Below are 22,255 nucleotides of genomic sequence, written 5' to 3' on the forward strand. Positions count from 1 at the left end.
GAGGAAAGCTATGAACACCGCTGTCAGAAAAGTCGACGTGAAGAAGGAAGCCGCAGAGCTTCTCGCCAAGCTCGGTGTTGACGCTGCCGTTTACACCGCAGGCAACCTTGCCGGTTTCAGCCCGGTCACGGGCGAGCAGATCGCATCGGTCAAGACCCACAACAAGGACGACGCCGCCAAGATCATCGACAAGGGCGACGAAGCCTTTCGCGTCTGGCGCAACGTTCCGGCGCCGAAGCGCGGCGAACTGATCCGCCTGCTCGGCGAAGAACTGCGTGCTTCCAAGGAAGATCTGGGCCGTCTCGTTTCGATCGAAGCTGGCAAGATCACTTCGGAAGGCCTCGGCGAAGTGCAGGAAATGATCGACATCTGCGATTTCGCCGTCGGTCTGTCGCGCCAGCTTTACGGCCTTACCATCGCAACCGAACGCGCTGGCCATCGCATGATGGAAACCTGGCATCCGCTCGGTGTTGTCGGCGTCATCTCCGCCTTCAACTTCCCTGTGGCCGTCTGGTCGTGGAACGCGGCTCTCGCCATCGTTTGCGGCAACTCGGTTGTCTGGAAGCCGTCTGAAAAGACCCTCCTCACCGCTCTCGCCTGCGACGCGATCTTCCAGCGCGCCCTGAAGCGTTTCGGCGATGCGCCGGAAGGCCTCTCGCAGGTCCTGCTCGGCGACCGCGAAATCGGCGAAGTGCTCGTGGACAGCCCGAAGGTTCCGGTTCTCTCGGCCACTGGCTCGACCCGCATGGGCCGCGAAGTCGGCCCGCGTCTTGCCAAGCGTTTCGCTCGCGCGATCCTCGAACTCGGCGGCAACAATGCCGGCATCGTCTGCCCGTCGGCCGATCTCGACATGGCACTGCGCGCAATTGCTTTCGGCGCCATGGGCACCGCTGGCCAGCGCTGCACCACGCTGCGTCGCCTGTTCGTTCATGAAAGCGTTTATGACGCTCTCGTCCCACGTCTGCAGAAAGCCTATGCCAGCGTTTCCGTCGGTTCGCCGCTTGAAACCACCGCTCTGGTCGGTCCGCTGATCGACAAGGTTGCCTTCGACAACATGCAGAAGGCCCTCAAGGAAGCTTCCGCCCATGGCGGTAAGGTTCAGGGCGGCGAGCGCGTCGATACCGGCCATGAAAACGCTTACTATGTGCGTCCGGCCATCGTCGAAATGCCGAAACAGGAAGGCCCGGTTCTCGAAGAAACCTTCGCTCCGATCCTTTATGTGATGAAATATTCCGACTTCGACGACGTTCTGGCGAGCCATAACGAAGTTGGCGCCGGCCTGTCGTCCTCGATCTTCACGCTAAACCTGCAGGAAGCGGAACGTTTCCTTTCGGCTGAAGGTTCGGATTGCGGCATCGCCAACGTCAATATCGGCACTTCGGGCGCCGAAATCGGCGGTGCATTCGGCGGTGAGAAGGAAACCGGCGGCGGTCGTGAGTCCGGTTCGGATGCGTGGAAGGGCTATATGCGCCGCGCAACCAACACCATCAACTATTCGAAGGCACTCCCGCTGGCACAGGGCGTTTCCTTCGACATCGACTGATCTTGAAATAAGCTCAAAAGAAAACCCCGCTTCGGCGGGGTTTTTTGTGTTGTAGTCCTACGTATTTTCGGACCGGGATCAAGCTGCGGATTGGTTTGACACCATCGCTTGCTATTTCAACTGCCGAAGGCTCTCTACTCACTTGCACACTGCCACCCATGGCATGTCTGGAGGCAATGAGATTCAGGGCACCCGCTGTTCTTGCATGCATCAAGAGTGGGATATTGCGTCGAAGAATGATGCACTTGCTTGCGATCTGAAACGAAGCGCCGTTTCTTCGGCACCGCTTGAGAAACCCGATACACCTGTTGTGATGTGTTGTTTATCGAAGGTGATGCCATCTGTACTGAAGCCTGTTGTCCGGCATAAGCATATCCTGAAGCGATAAAAGTCGACAATGCAAAGAAAAATAAAGAATACTTTTTCATAAAACCCTCTAATATTTATTTACATTTTAGATTTTATATTATTTTTTCTTAAAATCCACTCCAAGAACTCACTCACAAATATTGATAAAAAGAAACCCCGCAAAAGCGGGGTTCTTTATTGGATTTGTATTGGCGACTAGCGAGATTGTCGTTATGGCGAGCCGAAAATCGTGGCTTTTGAGAACCGGCGCGCAACGTACTGAAGCACGTGAGTATCGGAAACGCAAAAAGACGCGATTTGCAGGGCGCCAGAGCGGCAATATCACCCCATACGCTCGGAAGCGAACGACCCCGGGCTCGCCGGGAAGACGACCGTGCGATTACCGTTGAGGAATGAACGGTGGTGGATATGCGCATGGACTGCGCGGGCCAGTACCTGCGCCTCGACATCGCGACCGATGGAGACGTAATCCGCAGCGCTCTGCGCATGGGTGATGCGCGCCACGTCCTGCTCGATGATCGGGCCTTCATCGAGATCGGCGGTGACGTAATGCGCCGTCGCGCCGATCAGCTTCACGCCACGCTCATAGGCCTGCTTGTAGGGGTTCGCCCCCTTGAAAGATGGCAGGAACGAGTGGTGGATATTGATGATCTTGCCGGACATCTGCTTGCAAAGCTGGTCGGACAGAACCTGCATGTAACGCGCCAGCACGACCAGTTCCGTGCCGGTATCGTTGACAATATCCATCAGGCGCTGTTCGGCTTCCGGCTTGTTGGTCTTGGTGACGGCCACATGATGGAAGGGAATATCGTGGTTCACGACCACCTTCTGATAATCGAAATGGTTCGACACCACGCCGACAATGTCGATCGGCAGCGCGCCGATCTTCCAGCGATAGAGCAGATCGTTGAGGCAATGGCCGAAACGCGAGACCATCAGAAGCGTCTTGGTACGCTTGGCGTTGTCGTGGAAATCGAAATCCATTTCGAATGGTGCCGCAACCGGCTGGAAGCCTTCGCTAAGGGTTTCAAGCGCCACACCTTCTTCCGAAATGAAGCTGACGCGCATGAAGAAACGACCCGTATCGAGATCGTCGAACTGGGCGCTATCAATGATGTTGCAACCCTTAGCCGCAAGGTAACCCGAAATTGCGGCAACGATGCCGCGGGTGGACTTGCAGGTGACGGTCAGGACAAAATTATGCATCGGACTTCCTCAGTTTTCGAAGGCGCAGGCCAAAGCGCGCGCCTTGAAACTAGTTCACGATGCGGTCTCCGCCATGCCAGAATGCGTAATGCACTGACCGGATTGCGCTATCAAGCAACTTTGGAAGAAAGATTGCTCTTATTTGATCAAAGATGCGGATTGCGGTCCCTGTACCGCGCGACAAGTTCCCGGTTCACATCACCGGAACCCGGCATATTCGCGCTGAGATAGATCGGCGCACTGCCGTCATCCACGAGGCGGGACGCAACATCGGCAAAGATCGCATTCAGGATCGTAACGCCCAGTGCCGTTGAAACCGGCCCGACTTTCAGAGCGCTGCCCTCCACTTCCAACACGGCATCGCCCGCAGGCGCATCATTGTCGAGAACGACATCGGCCAGCGAAAGCAACTGCGTGCGTCCTTTGGCAATCGCGCTGGAATAAGTCACCGAAGTGACTGCGATCACCGCAGCGCCCTTCTCGCGGGCATAGCGCGCCGCTTCGATTGGCGCGGCATTGACGCCGGAATTGGACACGACGATCAGCACATCGCCTTCCTGAATGCCGTAGCGGTCGAGGATCGGCAGCACCGCGCCTTCGATACGCTCGAAATGCGAGCTGGCTACGGCCCCATCCTGCAGCATGATCGCACCGCAAAGGATCGGCACGGTGATCGCCAGACCGCCGGCGCGATAATGCAGCTCTTCCGCCATCATGTGAGAATGGCCGGTGCCAAACACATAGACCCGACGGTCGGCGCGCGCGGCGGTGGCAATCAGGTCGGCGGCCTTTTCCATCGGTTCGGCCAGGCGGTCACGCAGGCTCGCCAGACGGGCAATCAGATCGTTGAAATAACGGTCGGTAATAGCTGTCATCTGTCTGCCCCTTACCCGGCTGCCTGTTTCACGCCGGAGCGCCAGGTTGTTTTCGCGAACAACCCGTCATCAAGATGCACCGCATCCATGCGCGTGCCGGGGCGCAGCAATCCGCGATCAGCGAGCCGCAAATAACGGGCCGGATAAAGGCTTGCCATGCGCAGGGCTTCGGCTAGCGTCAATTCCAGTTCCGCCACGCCGAACCGAACCGCCGAGGCCATGTCGAGGTCGGAACCGGCAATGGTGCCATCGGACAGGATCAGCTTGGAGCAGATGCCGCCCGGTACGCGCCGCACGGCGCGACCGTTGATTTCAAAACTCTCCGCATTGGAGCCGACCAGCGCCATAGCGTCGGTGACGAAGAACAGATGCGCGTCGCCGCGCTTGGCGCGCAGCGCCAGACGCAGCGCCATCGGATCAACATGGTGGCCATCGGCAACGATCCCGCACCAGATCTCCGGATGGTCGAGCGCCGCCCCGGCAAGACCGGGCGCGCGATGGCCGATCTGGCTCATCGCGTTGAAGAGATGGGTAACGCTGCGCGCACCGGCATCGAAACGCTTGAAAGCTTCTTCCGCCGTCGTGTCACTGTGGCCAATGCTGACCACCACACCGGCATCGCTCAAACGGCGCACCTGTTCCGGCGTCACCTGTTCGGCGGCCATGGTCACCAATAATGTACCGATCTGTTCGACCGTATGGATATAAAGAGCGATATCGGCGTCATCGACCGGACGCATCAGTTCGGCCAGATGCGCGCCCTTGCGTGCAGGCGCCAGATGCGGCCCTTCAAGATGCAGGCCTGCGACACCCTTGTCGGCTTTCACCGCTTCAACGGCCGCCTCAATGGCGCGGTCACGCACGACAGTCGTATCGGTAATGAGCGTCGGCAGCAGGCTGGTGGTGCCATATTTGCGATGCCCTTCGGCAATCACGAACATGGTTTCCGGCGTCGGCTGATCGTTGAGCATCCGCCCGCCGCCGCCATTGACCTGCGCATCGATAAAACCCGGCGCAATGACGCCACCCTTCACGCGCTCGACCTGATGGGCCTCGCCAAGTGCCGCCTCCGGTACAATGGCCTCGACCTTGCCGTCGCTGAAAACAAGGGCAGACTGATCGTGAAACCGCTCGCCGTCGAAAATCCGCGCACCGGCTATTGCTGATTTTTTTGTCATACCGTCACCGTCACCTTGTTGAGATTGCGCGGCTTGTCGGGATCAAAACCCTTGCGGCGCGTAACCGCTTCAATGACGCGGTAGTAATTGATGAGCGAAACCAGCGGATCAAGATGCGGGCTCCCCGTGCTGGCCGATGGCAGACGGAAGCCCGGCGTTTCGGCATCGGACAAGGTCACGATGCTGGCGCCGAAGGAATGCAACCGCTTCAAGGCCGCGATATTGGTGTCGAAAGCCTCGTCGCGCGGCAAGAAGGAGATGATCGGGAAACCTTCCTCCACCAGTCGCATCGGGCCATGCATCAGTTCGGCCAGCGAAAAGGCTTCCGCATGAATATTGGCGGTTTCCTTGGCCTTCAGGGCGGCTTCCAGCGCGATGGCATAGGCCGTGCCGCGACCGCCCGTGTAAAGCGAGCGCGCATTGAAAAGAAGGTTTTCGACAGCTTCGCGCCCATCGGGGCGGGTTGCGGCAAGCGCTTCCGGCAGACGCTCTAAACCGGCGCGCAGATCGGCATCGCCGCTTGCAGCCGCGACCACGCCCGACAGGGCAGCCACTGCGGCAATGAAGGACTTTGTGGCCGCGACGCTCTTTTCCTCACCGGCATTCAGCGCAAGCACGAGATCCGCCTCTTTCGCCAAGGGGCTGTCCACCACATTGACCACGGCAATCGTCGTCGCGCCGCCCTTTTTGGCTGCGGCCTGTGCTGCCACGATGTCGGGGCTGGCACCGGACTGTGAAACGGTAAAATGCACGCCGCGCGCAAGCTTCAGCTTCGAGCCGTAGACCGAAGCAACCGAAGGCCCGATGGAGGCGACCGGAATACCGAGCGTGATTTCCATCAGATATTTGAAGAATGTCGCCGCATGATCGGAAGAACCGCGCGCCGCCGTGGTGATGACTGCCGGTTCATTCTTCGCGAAAATCTTTGCGATCTCGGCCAGCGTGCCGGCTTCCTTTTCCAGAAGCGTTGCAACCACCGCAGGCGATTGCTCGGTTTCCTGCAACATCAGGGATGGTTGGCTTACCATGGTCATTCTCCAATTTTCAGTTCGGCGACGAAGTCATAGGCGTCGGCGCGATAATGCGAGCGGGTATATTCGACGATACGGTCGTCATCGAGATGCGAGATGCGTTCAATCAAAAGCGCCGGAGCGCCGCGATGCACGCCGAGAAGGCGCGCGGTGCCGGGATCGAGAGTCACGGCGGTCAACCGCTGCAAGGCGCGCACCGGCTTGTAACCGCGCCGCGTCAGCGCGCCATAAAGCGACGCTTCATCGACACGATCCGTATCCAGATAATGGCGCGGCACCACGGCGCGTTCAAAAGCCATCGGCACGCCATCGGCAAGACGCAGGCGGTCGAGCCGTACAATGGACGTATCCACGCCGACGCCGAGCCGAAAGGCTTCATCCGGCGACGGCTTGTCGAGGCGGTTCGTCACCACGCGCGCGCCCGGCTCCTTGCCACGCGACAGCATGTCTTCCGAAAACGATGTCAGCCGCCACAAATGCTGGCTGATGCGCACGGGGCGCTCCGCAACAAATGTACCGCTGCCGCGCCTTGATTCAACCGCACCCTGCGCCAGCAATTCCTTATAGGCATTGCGCACCGTGATGCGCCCCAGCCCAAGCTCCTCGGCCAGGTCGCGCTCCGGCGGCAGACCGACAGCGGGGGCCAGTTTCCCCTCTTCAATCAGTTCACCGAGAATACGCGCCAGATTGCGATAAAGCGGCCCCGTCCGCTGCGGATCGTGCAGGCCGCGCTCTTCGATGGATGTGATTAAGGTGGTTCTATTCATATCCGACATAATAGAACCTATATAGAACCAATAGCAAGTGATGTTTTTATGAAATACGCAAGCGCCCATTCCCGCTGGCTATTTTTGCAAACGCTCGGCGCAATAGGGCCGCGTCAAGCAGGAAGCACCCGAAGAACTGTTCAAATTGGAAGCGGATTGGTTCTAGATTTTCTCAACCAGCTGCCGACCAACAGGGCTGAGTTCGTAGCGTGTGCGCTGGGTTCGCGGGTCTCGTTGCGAAATCCGGATATAGCCACCGTCTGCGCCCAGCAGATTCACCTCACGCAGCACCAGCGCATGCTCGATACCCAGCGCGCGGGCAAAAGTCCGGCTGTCGGCGGCAACGCCCAGCGCCAGTGCGGCGATGATGCCCGCGCTAAATGGTGAAAGATTTTCCGAAGTGGCAACGAGCCTCTCGACCAGCGCCATATAGTCGGCAGCGGTTCCATCCATCAAGCGGCGACCGGTTGAACCGGTCGGAACGAAACGATCACCGATTTCGAGGTCGGCGTGAAACTCTCGTCGCCGGAGCTGCCAAGCGGCACCAGCACATTCATTTCCGGATAATAGCCAGCGATGCAGCCGCGCGGAATATCATAGGGCACGAAGCGGAAGTCGCGCGCGACCCGTTCCAGACCATCGATGAATTCACCGACAATATCGGCGCGGTCGCCCGCCTCGACACCGATATCCGCCATGTCGAGCGGGTTCATGAACACGACCTGCCGCTCGCCATAGACACCGCGATAACGGTCATCCATGCCGTAGATAGTGGTATTGTACTGGTCGTGGCTGCGGAAGGTCTGCAACACATAGCGGCCCGGCTTGCCCCGCGCCTGCTGATGCTCGATGGCCTCGGGCAGCGCGCCGGTCCAGAACGTGGCCTTGCCGTTCGTCGTATTCCATTCCAGTTCACGCGCCGTATTGCGCAGATGGAAACCGCGCGGCACGCGCACACGCTTGTTAAAATCGTAGAAATCAGGCAGCACCCGCGCAATGCGGTCGCGGATCAGGTCGTAATCATCAGCCATTTCCAGCCAATTGACGGGCTTGGGACCGAGCGTCGCATTGGCCATGCCCGCAATGATCGCCACTTCCGAACGCAAATGCGGCGAGGCTGGCGAATTGATGCCGCCCGATCCGTGCACCATGCTCATGGAATCCTCAACCGTGACGATCTGCGCCACGCCCTTGGAATTCAGGTCGATTTCGGTGCGTCCGAGACACGGCAGAATGAAGGATTCCTGCCCCGGCACCAGATGCGAATGATTGAGCTTGGTTGCGATATGCACGGTCAGACGCTGGCTCGACAGTGCTTTCGCGATGATCGGGCTGTCTGGCGTCGCGCGGGCAAAATTGCCGCCAAGCCCGATAAAGGCCTGTGCCGTTCCGTCCAGCATGGCGCCAATGGCGCCGATGACGTTATGGCCCGGCTCACGCGGCACATCGAAACCGAATTCCTTTTCCAGCGCATCGAGAAATGCCTGCGGCGGATTTTCGTTGATGCCGACCGTGCGGTCGCCCTGCACATTGGAATGGCCGCGCACCGGGCAAAGGCCAGCGCCGGGCCTGCCAATATTGCCGCGCAACAGCATGAAATTGGTGATCTCGCGGATGGTGATCACCGAATGGCGATGCTGGGTCACGCCCATGGCCCAGGTGCAGATGACCTTTTCCGCCTGCATATAAATCTCTGCCGCCCGCTCCAGCGATTGCCGCAACAGACCGGACTGATCCTCGATCTCCTCCCACGTCGTCGCATCCACGGCAGTGCGATAGGCTTCGAGCTCGGCGGTATGGGCGCTCAGAAATTCCCGGTCGAGAATGGACGGCTCACCTGCGGCGAGCGCCGCGTCATCGGCTGCGAACACTGCCTTCGCCATGCCGCGAAACGCCGCCAGATCGCCGCCCAGACGTGGCTGGAAATAATCGCTGGCTATCGCTTCGCTGCCGCCATGCAGCATTTCAAGCTTGTTTTGCGGATCGGCAAAACGCTCCAGCCCGCGCTCGCGGATCGGATTGAACACAACGATGCGCGCGCCGCGTTCGGCAGCGCGGCGAAGATCGCCCAGCATACGCGGATGATTGGTGCCAGGGTTTTGCCCGACGACAAAAATCGCATCGGCTTGTTCGAAATCTTCCAGCAGCACCGTGCCCTTGCCGACGCCGACCGACTGCTTCAGCGCCACGCCGCTCGCTTCGTGGCACATATTGGAGCAGTCAGGGAAATTATTGGTGCCATAGGACCGCACGAAAAGCTGATAGAGAAAGGCGGCCTCGTTGGAGGCCCGACCCGACGTATAGAACTCTACCCGATTGGGGTTGTCGAAGGCGCGCAGAAGCTCGCCGATGCGGGCGAGCGCAGCATCCCATTCGACGGCCTCGTATTTGTCAGTCGCCGCATTGTAGCGCAGCGGATGCGTCAGACGACCAGTGTTTTCCAGATCGTAATCGGTCCAGTTGCGCAATTGCGAAACCGTATGCTCGCGGAAAAAGGCGGGCGTGGTGCGCCGGTCGGTCGCCTCCCATGCCACCGCCTTGACGCCGTTTTCGCAGAATTCGAAGGATGAGCCATGTTCCGGATCGCCCCATGCACAACCGGGGCAGTCAAAACCATCGGGCTGGTTGGCCTTGAGCAAGGCACGGGCGCCCGTCAGAGGCGCACCACTGGCAAGCAACTGCTTGCCGCAGCTTTTCAGAGCGCCCCAGCCACCGGCAGCACTTGAGCTTTTGCCGATGAAACCGGTTTTGGAACCCTTGCCATCCTTGCTCATCTCGAAATCCTTGTTGCACTGCGAACGCATACCATGAAGCAAATAGCATAAGCAGAATTGCCGCTCCCTTCAATTGACGACCAATTGATGTCGGTGTTTTGTAGCTTCGCACTTGATTTCGGTCGCGCGATCCTTCATGCGATTGGTCAAGAAAACTTACCACAAGGGGCAAGAGTCATGTCCAACATCGTTGAAATCGCCGATCTGAAGCGGCTCGCCCAGCGCCGCGTCCCGAAAATGTTTTTCGATTATGCGGATTCGGGCGCCTGGACTGAGTCGACCTATCGTGCCAACGAGGACGACTTCAAGAAGATCAAGCTTCGCCAGCGCGTGCTGGTCGACATGACCAACCGTTCGCTGGCAACGACCATGATCGGTCAGGATGTGGCCATGCCGGTCGCGCTTGCGCCGACAGGCCTTACCGGCATGCAGCATGCCGATGGCGAAATGCTGGCCGCACAGGCTGCGGAAGCTTTCGGCGTGCCCTTCACGCTTTCCACCATGAGCATCTGCTCCATCGAGGATGTTGCCTCGGTGACGAAGAAGCCGTTCTGGTTCCAGCTTTATGTGATGAAGGACCGCGACTTCGTGAAGAACCTGATCGGTCGCGCCAAGGCGGCAGGCTGCTCGGCTCTAGTGCTGACGCTCGATCTGCAAATTCTCGGCCAGCGCCACAAGGATATCCGCAACGGCCTGTCCGCCCCGCCGAAGTTCACCCCGAAGCATATCTGGCAGATGGCGACCCGTCCGGGCTGGTGCATGGGCATGATGGGTACGCAACGCCGCACCTTCCGTAACATTGCCGGCCACGCCAAGAACGTGACCGATCTGTCCTCGCTGTCCTCCTGGACGGCAGAACAGTTCGACCCGCAGATGAACTGGAACGACGTGGCCTGGATCAAGGAACAATGGGGCGGCAAGCTGATCCTCAAGGGCATCCTTGATGTGGAAGACGCGAAGATGGCCGCCAAGACCGGCGCCGATGCCATCATCGTGTCCAACCATGGCGGTCGCCAGCTCGACGGCGCGCCGTCGTCCATCTCCATGCTGAAGCCGATTGTCGATGCCGTTGGCGATCAGATCGAAGTGCATGTCGATGGAGGCATCCGCTCCGGTCAGGACGTGCTGAAAGCCCGCGCGCTTGGCGCTCAGGGCGTCTTCATCGGTCGCCCTTTCCTCTATGGCCTCGGCGCCATGGGAAAGGAAGGCGTCACGCTGGCGCTCGAAATCATCCGTAAGGAACTCGACGTCACCATGGCTCTTTGCGGCAAGCGCGATATCAACACCATTGACGCATCGGTCCTGCACTCGGTCGATTTTTAAACGACCACGCCTCTTCTTCCCTCACCCTGAGGAGCCTCTCCTGAGCCTGTCGAAGAAGAGCGTCTCGAAGGGCGAGGGAAAACAGCCACAGCGCCTGCCCTCGCCCTTCGAGGCTTCGCTTCGCTTCGCACCTCAGGATGAGGGAGATGCGTGGCGGATGCATTAATCAATGACATTACGCCCGCGATGACGGCGCTTTCGAAAGCAGCACCGTGCGAATGGCGAAGCTGGAATGGATGCGCGCCACGCCCGGCAAGCGCGACAGGATTTCCTTGTGAATGATCTCGTAAGCCGCCGCATTCTCGGCTTCAACGCGCAGAATATAATCTGCATCCCCCGTCATCAGATAGCATTCCTGCACTTCCGGGTGACGGCGCACCGCCTCTTCAAAGCGGTTGAGATATTCTTCCGTCTGCCGGTCGAGCGTGATGCGCACAATGGCGACCAGCCGTTCGTCACCACCCGATGAACCCACAATGGCCGTATAGCCACGGATGACACCGCCCTCTTCCAAAATCTGCACCCGCCGCAGACAGGCGGATTGTGACAGCCCCACCTCGGCGGCAAGCTGACTGTTGGTCATGCGCCCGTCGCGGCGCAGGCAGCGAATGATGTTCCGGTCTATACTGTCGAGTGTGGCCATGCAGATTCTTCGAATGAAAAGCTAAAACGTGCGCAAGATGTGCCAAAATTCGCATAATCTGCGACAGATAGCAAAAACATTCGAATAGTCTTCGATTAATATATTTCGATACCCTGTCGGGATGCGGCAACGCGTTCGGCGGATAAGGGCAATGACCGTTGCGCAATGGATATGGTTGAAATGTCGATGCATTTTTCGAAAGAGCAAAGCGATCTCGCCGCTGGCGGCGTGTTGACCATCGACCTTGCGGCCTTGCGGCACAATTATACTGCCGTCGCCCGCCATATCGCGCCGACCCGTGCGGCGGCGGTCGTCAAAGCCGATGCCTATGGCCTTGGCGCGCATCGCGTTGCGCCTGCCTTTTATGAAGCGGGTTGCCGCGACTTCTTTGTGGCGCATTTGGGCGAAGCCATCGCGCTGCGGCCCGCCCTGAACCCCGACGCCACACTTTATGTCCTGAACGGCTTGCAGCCCGGAACGGAAGCTGCCTGCGCCCGCGAAGGCATCGTGCCGGTGCTCAACTCGCTGGAACAGGTGGAAAACTGGGCCGCACTCGCAGCCAGCAGCGGCAAGAAACTGCCAGCACTTTTGCAGGTCGATACCGGCATGTCGCGCCTCGGCCTTTCGGCCAAAGAGCTAGACCGGCTGGCGGACAATCTTTCGCTGCTCGACGGCATTGACGTACGCTTCATCATCAGCCATCTGGCGAGCGGCGACGAACCGGAAAATCCGGCCAATGCAAGCCAGCTTGCGACCATGCGCGCCGCTCTGGCTCGGCTGCCGAAGCTGCCGGTGGCCTTCGCCAATTCGGGCGGCAGCTTTCTCGACAAAGCCTATTATTTCGACCTCGCCCGCCCCGGTGTCGCGCTTTATGGCGTCGGCCCCAAAAGCGCTATCGTGCCGGTACTGACACTGTCGGCCCGCGTCATTCAGGTGCGCGACGTGGATAAGGGCGCGGCCATCGGTTATGGCGGCACCTATATCGCACAAGCGCCCATGCGGATCGCCACCATTGCGGTGGGCTATGCCGATGGCTGGTTCCGCGCGCTCAGCAACAAGGGTTCGGCCTTTTACGGCGACACCCGGCTGCCCATCGTCGGGCGCGTTTCGATGGATTCCATCACGCTCGATGTAAGCGCGCTGCCGGAAGGCACGCTCAAGCTCGGTAGCCTCGTGGAACTGATCGGCCCGCACCAGCGGCTGGAAGACGTGGCCAGCCAATGCGACACGATCCCTTATGAAATTCTGACTGCGCTCGGTCATCGCTATGCTCGTATCTACGTGGATAGTGCGCTGTCGAGCCAAAACACATAACAATAAGAGGCGAACATGCAGATTACCGTACTCGGCAGCGGCGTTATTGGCGTCACAACGGCTTACTATCTGGCCAAGCTCGGCCATGAAGTGACGGTCATCGACCGCGAGGAAGGTCCGGCGTTGGAAACCAGCTTCGCCAATGCCGGTCAGGTTTCGCCCGGTTATGCCTCGCCATGGGGCGCGCCCGGCATTCCGATGAAGGCAGCAAAGTGGCTGTTCCAGAAACATGCGCCGCTCGTCATTCGCCCGACTTCCGATCCCAAGCAGTATGTGTGGCTGATGCAGATGCTCGCCAACTGCACGGACAGCCGTTACAAGGTCAACAAGACCCGCATGGTGCGCGTGGCAGAATATAGCCGCGATGTACTTGTCGAGCTGCGCAAGGATACCGGCATCGAATATGACCAGCGTATGCAGGGCACGTTGCAGCTTTTCCGCGAGCAATACCAGCTCGACGGCATCGGCAAGGATATCGAGGTGCTGCGTCAGGACGGCGTGCCGTTCGAAGTTCTCGACCGCGACGACTGCGCGAAAATCGAACCGGCGCTGGCCCGCGTGAAGGACAAGTTCGTCGGCGGCCTGCGCCTGCCGCATGATGAAACCGGCGACTGCTTCAAATTCACCAATGCGCTGGCCAAGATTGCCGAAGGTATGGGCGTAAAATTCCGCTTCGGCGTGAATATCAAGTCGCTGGTTCTATCCGGCGGGCGCGTTTCCGGCGTGGAAACGTCAGACGGTATTCTGACAGCCGACCGCTATGTGGTTGCGCTCGGCAGCTATACGCCCGCGCTCATCAAGTCGCTGGGTCTCAACGCGCCGATCTATCCGGTGAAGGGCTATTCGATCACCGCACCGATCATCGACGAAAGCCGCGCACCGGTCTCGACGGTTCTGGACGAAAGCTACAAGATCGCCATCACGCGCCTCGGCGACCGTATCCGTGTCGGCGGCATGGCCGAAGTGTCCGGCTTCACCAAAGACCTTCCGGCAGCGCGCCGCGCCACGCTCGACCTGTCGGTCAGCGATCTGTTCCCCGGGGGCGACCTCAAGGCCGCGACCTTCTGGTCGGGCCTGCGCCCGATGACACCGGATTCCACGCCAATCATCGGCGGAACCCGCTACGACAATGTGTTCATCAATGCCGGTCACGGTACGCTGGGCTGGACCATGTCCTGCGGCTCGGGCAAGCTTCTGGCCGATCTGGTCAGCGGCAATAAGCCCGACATCCGCGCCGACGATCTCGGTATCTCGCGCTACAACTAAAAGACCCGCCTGCGCGCCGTCAGAAACTCGGCGGCGTGCAGGCGCTGACCACCTCGCAGGCTGTCGGTCCGATACAGCGAAAGCGATGCGGCAGTTTTGAGGAAAAATAATAGGCGTCGCCCGGTCCCAATATGCGCCGGTCGCTGCCCACCGTCACTTCGATGCGGCCCGATATGACGATGCCGCCCTCCTCGCCCTCATGCATCAGCAGCACCTTGCCCGTATCGGAGCCTGGTTCATACCGCTCCTTCAATATCTGCAACGAGCGCGCAAACAGATGGTCGCCCACCTGCCGGTAGGAAATGGGACCTTTGCCGATTTCCACCAGCTCTTCCGCCTGATAGAATACCTTGTGCGGCGTATCCGGCTCCAGCGCGAAAAACTCGGCCATGCCGATGGGAATACCATCGAGAATACGCTTGAGAGCGCCGACCGACGGATTGGACTGGTTGGCCTCGATCAGCGATATGGTCGAGTTGGTCACGCCAGCCCTTTTTGCAAGCTCCCGCTGCGACAGATTCTGCCGCATGCGCACATAGCGTAACCTTCCGCCGATATCGATGCTCATCGGGCATTCCCCTTTGTGTTTATCATGTTCGATATAGCATAATTTTCTGAAACCATCCTCATAAAATCAATAGCTTAAATCCTTGAAGAAAAGGGCTTGTTGCCTTCAAGAAAGCGTGTCCTCCTGCCTGAAAATAGGAGGTTCCCATGCTCACCAAAACCAACGCGCCCAGCCTTGAAAACTTCTGGATGCCGTTCACCGCAAATCGGCAGTTCAAGGCCGCGCCGCGCCTGCTCGCCAGCGCTTCGGGTATGTATTACACCGACACCGACGGCAATCAGGTTCTCGACGGTACGGCAGGTCTTTGGTGCTGCAATGCCGGTCATGGCCGCAAGCGGATCACTGAAGCCGTTGAGCGCCAGATTTCCACGATGGACTTCGCGCCGACCTTCCAGATGGGCCACAATGTTGCTTTCGACTTTGCCGAAAAACTCGCCGCGATTGCGCCGGGTGGTCCGGCTGCGCAGCTTGATCGCGTATTCTTCACCAATTCCGGTTCGGAATCGGTCGATACCGCACTGAAGATCGCCATCGCCTATCAGCGCGCCATCGGTCAGGGCACCCGCACCATGGTTCTGGGTCGCGAAAAAGGCTATCACGGCGTTGGTTTCGGCGGCATTTCGGTGGGTGGGCTGGTCAACAACCGCCGCGTCTTCCCGCAGATTCCCGCCGACCATATGCGCCACACGCTGGATATCGAGCGCAATGCCTTCTCGAAGGGCTTGCCGGCGCATGGCATCGAACTGGCCGACGATCTGGAACGTCTGGTCCAACTACACGGCGCTGAAAAGATTGCCGCCGTCATCGTCGAACCCATGTCCGGTTCCGCTGGCGTCATATTGCCGCCGAAGGGCTACCTGGAACGCATCCGCGCCACCGCCGACAAGCACGGCATCCTGCTGATCTTCGATGAGGTCATCACCGGTTTCGGTCGTCTCGGCACCCCGTTCGCGGTCGATTATTTCGGCGTCATTCCCGATCTCGTCACCACCGCCAAGGGCCTGACCAACGGCGCTATTCCAATGGGCGCGGTCTTTGCGAGCCGCAAGGTCCATGACGGCCTGATGACCGGCCCGGAAAACGCAATCGAGCTTTTCCACGGCTACACCTATTCCGGCCATCCGGTCGCTTCCGCTGCTGGTCTCGCAACGCTGGAAATCTATGCCGAGGAAGGCCTGCTGACCCGTGGTGCGCAGCTTGCCGATCATTGGCAGGAAGCGCTGCACTCGCTGAAGGACGCGCCGAATGTCACCGACATCCGTAACCTCGGTCTGGTCGGCGCCATCGAATTGTCGTCGCGCAAGGACGCACCGGGCGCGCGCGCCTATGACGTCTTCGTGGATTGCTTCAAGAAGGGTCTGCTGATCCGCGTCACCGGCGATGTGATTGCATTGTCGCCGCCGCTGATCGTGGAAAAGGAACAGATCGACACGATCGTTTCGGTCATCCGCGACGCCCTGAAGCGCGCCGCTTAAGGCGTAGTGAAACGCGCGGTGTGATCGCCACCCCGATCACGCCGCCTCTTGGCCGCCGCTCCCACTGCGGCGGCTTTTTTCTTTTTGGAATTACCCCTGCGACGGCGTGAATCTGGCCACCAGCGCGTGGCTGTCGCCGGGATAGGTGAAGCGCACATGCGTCACCGGCAGATCGGCATTCCAGGTCTGGCGTTCGATCACCAGACAGGGCGAGCCCGGCGCAATATCGAGCAATGCGGCATTTTCCGGAGAAGCGGCAATGGCGCGAATGGAGTGCTGGGCGCTACTCCACGGCACGCAGGCCACGAGCCATGGACCGGGCGAGTGTTCGGAAAAATCCGCCCCCGCCGCATCCGGCACGGCGGCCAGATTGATGATGCGTTCTTCCAACGCAAACACCCGCTGCCCGGCATGATGACGGCAGACCAAATCGATGATCTGCGTGTGGCGCGGAATATCGATCTTCTGCGCGTCGGCTGGCCCGCTCAGACGGTCCCAGCGCTTGAGCAGTTCGAAGCGATAGGGCGCGCCAAGTGCTGCAACCTCATCGCGAATATCATGGATTTCTAGAATGGCGGCCTGCGAACTCGGAAACGAAACGAAGCTGCCCGATTTGCGCTTGCGCTCGATCAGACCGGCCTTGGCAAGCTGAGTCAGCGCCTTGTTGACCGTCATGCGCGAGCAGCCATATTGCTCGGTCAGTTCATGTTCGAACGGAATACGGTGCCCCGGCGCCCACTCTCCAGACAGGATGCGCGATTCAATATCGTCCAAAATACGCTGATGCAGTGAAAGCACCGGGCCGTCTTTTGCCGCTGAACCGTCATCCGCCATGCTATTCCCCCTTTGTTTCCCACTTTTGCAGGAATTTCTTCAGCCGAGCAATTCGCCAATCGTTTTCTGAAAAGCACGCTCCGCCTGATCCCGCAAGCGGTGACGACCGCCCTCCACCTGTTTCACGCCGCGTACCCACACGTCACTGACCTGGGCTCGACCGGCAAAAATCCAGCCATCCAGCACGGCATCGCCCTTGGCATGAGGCAGCCGCGCCATATCCAGCGCGACAAAATCCGCCGACGCGCCAAGCTTCAACCCGTCATCGGCGCGACCCATCGCGATGTTGCCGCCGCGCACCGCGCCTTCGAACAAGGCGCGCCCCGTGGAGGCTTCGCTTTCGGCCAGCACATTGCGGGCGCGATGTTGGAGGCGCTGCGAATATTCAAGCTGCCGCAACTCGTCGCCAATACCGATCAGCACATTGGAATCCGAACCGACGCCAAACTTGCCGCCTGCTTCCGCAAAAACCGTCGCATTGAAGGTTCCGTCGCCGAGATTGGCTTCCGTCACCGGGCAAAGACCGGCAATAGCACCGGCTGCGGCCATGCGCCGGGTTTCATCGTCGGTCATATGGGTCGCATGGATGAGGCACCAGCGCGAGGACAACTCCTGATTATCGAGAAGCCACTCGACAGGACGCTTGCCCGCCCAGGCAATGCAGTCTTCCACTTCCTTTACCTGTTCGGCCACATGGATATGCACCGGCGCATCGGGCAAAAGCTTCGTCACGACGTCCAGTTCATCCGGCGTTACGGCGCGCAGGCTGTGCGGCGCAACGCCCAAAACTGCGCTGTCGAAATTGGCCAGCGCTCGGCTGCAGCCTTCGATCAGTCGCGCAAAGTGGTCCGGATCATTGATGAAACGGCGCTGGCCTTCATTGGGCGCGCTGCCGCCGAAACCCGAATGCGCATAGAAAACCGGAAGCAGCGTCAGGCCTATGCCCGCCGCGCTGGCTGCAGCCACAATGCGGTCGGCCATCTCGGAGAGATTGGCGTAAGGCGTGCCGTCGCGGTCGTGATGCAGATAATGAAACTCGCCAACGCGGGTAAATCCGGCTTCCAGCATGTCGACGTAAAGTCGCAGAGCCACAGCTTCGGCCTGTTCGGGCGACATGGCGAGCGCGAATTTGTACATGATCTCGCGCCAGCTCCAGAACGAATCGGCAGACGGCCCGCGCCTTTCGGCAAGCCCCGCCATCCCGTACTGGAAAGCGTGGCTGTGCAGGTTCGGCACGCCTGCGATGATCGCCGCGTGGCGCTCGTCCCCAGCTCCCGCCGCTTTATCCGCCTCCAACGAGGTGATCTTTCCACCGGCAATGCCAATGCGAACATTCTCAGCCCAGCCATTATCGAGAAGCGCCTGACCGGCATGGATGAAACGCTGTTCAGACTTGGCTGCTGACATGAAAATTAACTCCTCGAATGTTCCCGCGCATTTTTTCTCTTGGCTGCGCCTCTGATATGTATATACATTATCAAAAAACAGGGGAAGCGAGAAAACGCTCATGCTCAAGAATTCAGGCATCGTTTTTATCAATGCGCGGATTGCGACGCTGGAGGAAGACGCGGACGGCCTTGGCCTCATCGAGAATGCAGCGCTTGCCGTTAAGGACGGCAAGATCGCATATGTCGGCCCGCAGTCCGCTCTGCCCGAAGACTATGCGTCTTATGAGAGAATCGATTGCGAAAACCGGCTGATCACGCCGGGCCTCGTCGATTGTCACACGCACCTCGTCCATGCCGGAAATCGCGCGCATGAATTCGAGCTGCGCTTGCAGGGCGCTTCCTATGAAGAAGTTGCCCGCGCCGGTGGTGGCATTGTTTCATCGGTCAAGAACCTGCGCGCGGCCAGCCAAGACGATCTGGTGCGTGAAACCCTGCCCCGTCTCGATGCGCTGATTGCCGAAGGCGCCACCACGGTTGAAGTCAAGTCCGGTTACGGTCTCGACCGCGACAGCGAAATCAAGTCGCTGAAAGCCGCCCGTCGGCTGGGTGCAGAACGCGACGTTGCAATCCGCACCACGTTCCTTGGCGCCCATGCCTTGCCGCCGGAAATGAACGGCGACAAGGCCGCTTATATCGACCGCGTCATCAACGATATGCTGCCAGCCATCGCAGCTGAACAACTGGCCGATGCGGTGGATGGTTTCTGCGAAGGCATCGCCTTTCTGCCGGATGAAATCGCCCGTGTGTTTGATGCGGCCAAGGCGCATGGCATTCCGGTCAAGCTTCACGCCGACCAGCTTTCCAATCTTCATGGCGCAGCCCTTGCCGCATCCTATGGTGCGCTTTCCGCCGACCATCTCGAATATACCGATGCGGATGGTGCCGCCGCCATGGCCAAGGCCGGAACAGTCGCCGTGCTGCTTCCCGGCGCTTACTATTTCATCCGCGAAACCCAGAAGCCGCCAGTCGAAGCCTTCCGCGCAGCGGGCACAAGGATGGCGCTTGCCACCGACAACAATCCCGGCACATCGCCGCTGACCTCGCTGCTGCTCACCATGAATATGGGCGCAACTCTGTTTCGCATGACGGTGGATGAATGCGTCGCGGGCGTCACCCGCGAGGCTGCGCGGGCGCTCGGCATTCTCAACCAGACCGGAACGCTCGAAACCGGCAAGGACGCCGATCTCGCCATCTGGAACGTCGAGCGCCCCGCCGAACTCGTCTATCGCATTGGCTTCAACCCGCTGTGGAAGCGGGTTTTCAAGGGCCATATCTAACTATCCGCAACGGAGCCTGTCATGACCATCATCCTCAAGCCTGGTTCTGTCCCGCTTGAAACGCTGGAAACCATCTATCGCGTTGCGGTTCCCGTGCGCATTGACCCCGCCTTTCATGCCGGTGTCGAAAAGGCGGCTGCGCGCATTGCCGAAATCGCAGCCGGTGACGAACCTGTTTACGGCATCAATACCGGCTTTGGAAAACTCGCCTCGATCCGCATTGCGGCGGGCGATGTCGCCACGCTTCAGCGCAACCTGATCCTGTCGCATTGCTGCGGCGTTGGCGACGCTTTGCCGGAAAATATCGTGCGCCTCATCATGGCGCTGAAGCTGATTTCGCTCGGTCGTGGCGCATCCGGCGTGCGGCTTGAAGTCATCACGCTTCTCGAAGACATGCTGGCAAAAGGCGTGATCCCGATGATCCCCGAAAAGGGTTCCGTCGGCGCGTCAGGCGACCTTGCACCGCTGGCGCATATGACTGCCGCCATGATTGGCGAAGGTGAAGCCTTCTATCAGGGCGAGCGCCTCTCCGGCGCAAAAGCACTGGAAAAGGCCGGTCTGAAGCCTGTCGTGCTTGCCGCCAAGGAAGGTCTGGCGCTGATCAACGGCACGCAGACTTCGACTGCCCTTGCGCTGGCCGGGCTTTTCCGCGCCCATCGTGCCGCGCAGACGGCACTGATCACCGGCGCATTGTCCACCGATGCGGCTATGGGATCGGATGCGCCGTTCCATGAGGAAATCCATACGCTGCGCGGTCATAAGGGACAGATCGATGCGGGCCGGGCATTGCGCAGCCTGCTCGAGGGCTCGGTCATTCGCCAGAGCCATCTCGAAGGCGACCAGCGCGTGCAGGACCCCTATTGCATCCGCTGCCAGCCGCAGGTCGATGGTGCCTGCCTCGACATTCTGCGGCAGGCAGCCCGCACGCTGGAAATCGAAGCCAATGCGGTTACCGACAATCCGCTCGTTCTCTCGGACGGACGTGCCGTATCGGGCGGCAATTTCCACGCCGAACCGGTTGCCTTCGCCGCCGACCAGATTGCGCTTGCCGTCTGCGAAATCGGCGCTATCGCCCAGCGCCGTATCGCGCTACTGGTCGATCCGGCGCTGTCGTTTGGCCTTCCGGCCTTCCTCGCCCGCAAGCCGGGCCTCAATTCCGGCCTCATGATCGCGGAAGTCACCTCCGCCGCGCTGATGAGCGAAAACAAGCAGATGGCGCACCCGGCGTCGGTCGATTCCACGCCGACCTCGGCCAATCAGGAAGACCATGTGTCCATGGCCTGCCACGGTGCGCGCCGCCTGTTGCAGATGACGGCCAATCTCAATGCCATTATCGGCATCGAGGCGCTGACCGGCGCACTCGGCGTCGAGCTGCGCGAGCCGCTGACCACCAGCCCGGAACTGGCCAAGGTCATCGCCGTGTTGCGCGGGCGCGTGCCGACACTGGAGGACGACCGCTATATGGCCGACGACCTGAAGAATGCCGCCGAGCTGGTGGCTGACGGTGCGCTTGCCGGGGCGGTTTCGGACCGCATCCTGCCAGCGCTGGAGGCGTGATCATGAGCCCGTTCGAAGTTCGTCAGGGCACTTCGCCCGTCATTCTTGGCCTTCCACACACCGGAACCGATGTGCCGCAGGATATTTTTGCGCGGCTCAACGACAATGGCAAAATTCTTGCCGACACCGACTGGCATATTCACAGGCTTTATGACGGTCTCATCGACGGCGCGACCATGGTGCGCGCCACCTTCCACCGCTATTGCATCGACGCCAATCGCGACCCGGAAGGTGTGAGCCTCTATCCGGGGCAGAACACCACCACGCTGATCCCGGAAACCGACTTTGACGGGCTGTCGATCTGGAAGGATGGAGAAGCGCCGACCGAAGCCGACATTGCCGACCGTGTCGCCCGCTTTCACGCCCCCTATCACGCGGCGCTGGCCGCCGAGATCAGCCGTGTGAAGGCAATCCACGGCGTCGCCATCCTCTATGATTGCCATTCGATCCGGTCGCATATTCCCTTCCTGTTTGAAGGCAAATTGCCCGATTTCAACATCGGTACGGATATGGGCAAGACCTGCGATCCCAAGATCGAGGCGGCGGTCGTCGAAGTGACCGGCGAGGCGGAAGGTTACACGTCGATCCTCAATGGCCGGTTCAAGGGCGGCTGGACGACACGCCATTACGGCAAGCCGGAAACCGGCGTCCACGCCATCCAAATGGAGCTTGCCCAATCGACCCATCTTGCGACGGAAGCCGTTCCCTTCGCCTATGACGAGGCCAAGGCGGACAGGCTGCGCGTCCATCTCAAAACCCTTTTGCAGCGGCTGGAAAAGCTCGCGCACGACCTGAAATCCTGAGGAG

General features: G+C 59.8%; 19 protein-coding genes. 8 read left to right on the forward strand and 11 right to left on the reverse strand.

Annotated elements, in window-relative coordinates; genetic code table 11:
- Positions 1-10 precede the first annotated feature (10 nt).
- Positions 11-1,543, forward strand: coding sequence for an L-piperidine-6-carboxylate dehydrogenase (gene amaB / locus D8666_RS05200; RefSeq protein ID WP_121536592.1), 1,533 nt, complete (start codon positions 11-13; stop codon positions 1,541-1,543).
- A 690-nt stretch (positions 1,544-2,233) separates the two neighbouring features.
- Here the strand turns inward: amaB and purU are convergent.
- The 7 genes from purU to D8666_RS05235 all read right to left on the reverse strand — a co-directional run bounded on the left by purU (position 2,234) and on the right by D8666_RS05235 (position 9,743).
- Entirely contained in the window at positions 2,234-3,118 is an 885-nt protein-coding gene (purU, locus tag D8666_RS05205) for a formyltetrahydrofolate deformylase (protein WP_109369565.1), read from the reverse strand.
- Between the two features lie 146 nt (positions 3,119-3,264).
- Positions 3,265-3,993 (reverse strand): SIS domain-containing protein, encoded by a 729-nt coding sequence (locus tag D8666_RS05210; RefSeq protein ID WP_121536594.1) that lies wholly within the window; start codon positions 3,991-3,993, stop codon positions 3,265-3,267.
- 11 nt (positions 3,994-4,004) lie between these two features.
- Entirely contained in the window at positions 4,005-5,171 is a 1,167-nt protein-coding gene (gene nagA, locus D8666_RS05215; protein WP_121536596.1) for an N-acetylglucosamine-6-phosphate deacetylase, read from the reverse strand.
- Entirely contained in the window at positions 5,168-6,199 is a 1,032-nt protein-coding gene (locus tag D8666_RS05220) for an SIS domain-containing protein (protein ID WP_121536598.1), read from the reverse strand. Before D8666_RS05220 ends, nagA begins: the two co-directional genes overlap by 4 nt.
- Before the next feature lie 2 nt (positions 6,200-6,201).
- Positions 6,202-6,969: a GntR family transcriptional regulator gene (locus D8666_RS05225; protein ID WP_121536652.1), complete on the reverse strand. Its 768-nt coding sequence runs from the start codon at positions 6,967-6,969 to the stop codon at positions 6,202-6,204.
- A 162-nt stretch (positions 6,970-7,131) separates the two neighbouring features.
- A complete protein-coding gene (locus D8666_RS05230) occupies positions 7,132-7,422 on the reverse strand; it encodes a hypothetical protein (RefSeq protein WP_371830791.1) in 291 nt (96 codons plus the stop codon).
- Positions 7,422-9,743 (reverse strand): FdhF/YdeP family oxidoreductase, encoded by a 2,322-nt coding sequence (locus D8666_RS05235; protein WP_121536654.1) that lies wholly within the window; start codon positions 9,741-9,743, stop codon positions 7,422-7,424. The genes D8666_RS05230 and D8666_RS05235 overlap by 1 nt, the downstream gene beginning before the upstream one ends.
- Before the next feature lie 177 nt (positions 9,744-9,920).
- On the opposite strand from D8666_RS05235, the gene D8666_RS05240 reads away from it, so the two are divergent.
- Positions 9,921-11,066: an alpha-hydroxy acid oxidase gene (locus D8666_RS05240; protein WP_109369570.1), complete on the forward strand. Its 1,146-nt coding sequence runs from the start codon at positions 9,921-9,923 to the stop codon at positions 11,064-11,066.
- 175 nt (positions 11,067-11,241) lie between these two features.
- On the opposite strand, the gene D8666_RS05245 is transcribed toward D8666_RS05240, so the two are convergent.
- Positions 11,242-11,709 (reverse strand): Lrp/AsnC family transcriptional regulator, encoded by a 468-nt coding sequence (locus D8666_RS05245; protein WP_078338830.1) that lies wholly within the window; start codon positions 11,707-11,709, stop codon positions 11,242-11,244.
- A 171-nt stretch (positions 11,710-11,880) separates the two neighbouring features.
- On the opposite strand from D8666_RS05245, the gene alr reads away from it, so the two are divergent.
- Both alr and D8666_RS05255 read left to right on the forward strand, forming a co-directional pair.
- Positions 11,881-13,023 (forward strand): alanine racemase, encoded by a 1,143-nt coding sequence (gene alr, locus D8666_RS05250; protein WP_121536656.1) that lies wholly within the window; start codon positions 11,881-11,883, stop codon positions 13,021-13,023.
- Between the two features lie 15 nt (positions 13,024-13,038).
- Positions 13,039-14,289 (forward strand): D-amino acid dehydrogenase, encoded by a 1,251-nt coding sequence (locus D8666_RS05255; protein ID WP_109369572.1) that lies wholly within the window; start codon positions 13,039-13,041, stop codon positions 14,287-14,289.
- A gap of 19 nt (positions 14,290-14,308) precedes the next feature.
- On the opposite strand, the gene D8666_RS05260 is transcribed toward D8666_RS05255, so the two are convergent.
- Positions 14,309-14,857: a cupin domain-containing protein gene (locus D8666_RS05260; protein ID WP_078338831.1), complete on the reverse strand. Its 549-nt coding sequence runs from the start codon at positions 14,855-14,857 to the stop codon at positions 14,309-14,311.
- 146 nt (positions 14,858-15,003) lie between these two features.
- On the opposite strand from D8666_RS05260, the gene aptA reads away from it, so the two are divergent.
- A complete protein-coding gene (aptA, locus tag D8666_RS05265; RefSeq protein WP_109369574.1) occupies positions 15,004-16,332 on the forward strand; it encodes an omega-aminotransferase AptA in 1,329 nt (442 codons plus the stop codon).
- Between the two features lie 90 nt (positions 16,333-16,422).
- On the opposite strand, the gene hutC is transcribed toward aptA, so the two are convergent.
- Both hutC and D8666_RS05275 read right to left on the reverse strand, forming a co-directional pair.
- Entirely contained in the window at positions 16,423-17,166 is a 744-nt protein-coding gene (gene hutC / locus D8666_RS05270; RefSeq protein WP_121536602.1) for a histidine utilization transcriptional repressor HutC, read from the reverse strand.
- A 39-nt stretch (positions 17,167-17,205) separates the two neighbouring features.
- A complete protein-coding gene (locus D8666_RS05275) occupies positions 17,206-18,573 on the reverse strand; it encodes a formimidoylglutamate deiminase (protein ID WP_121536604.1) in 1,368 nt (455 codons plus the stop codon).
- A gap of 100 nt (positions 18,574-18,673) precedes the next feature.
- On the opposite strand from D8666_RS05275, the gene hutI reads away from it, so the two are divergent.
- The 3 genes from hutI to hutG are packed head-to-tail and all read left to right on the forward strand — an operon-like array spanning position 18,674 to position 22,251.
- Positions 18,674-19,891: an imidazolonepropionase gene (gene hutI, locus D8666_RS05280; RefSeq protein WP_121536606.1), complete on the forward strand. Its 1,218-nt coding sequence runs from the start codon at positions 18,674-18,676 to the stop codon at positions 19,889-19,891.
- Between the two features lie 21 nt (positions 19,892-19,912).
- Positions 19,913-21,448, forward strand: coding sequence for a histidine ammonia-lyase (gene hutH, locus D8666_RS05285; protein WP_109369578.1), 1,536 nt, complete (start codon positions 19,913-19,915; stop codon positions 21,446-21,448).
- Positions 21,449-21,450: 2 nt separating this feature from the next.
- Positions 21,451-22,251, forward strand: coding sequence for an N-formylglutamate deformylase (gene hutG, locus D8666_RS05290; RefSeq protein ID WP_109369579.1), 801 nt, complete (start codon positions 21,451-21,453; stop codon positions 22,249-22,251).
- Positions 22,252-22,255: the final 4 nt, after the last annotated feature.

Origin of the sequence: Ochrobactrum soli (assembly GCF_003664555.1) — a bacterium.
GTDB lineage: Bacteria > Pseudomonadota > Alphaproteobacteria > Rhizobiales > Rhizobiaceae > Brucella > Brucella teleogrylli.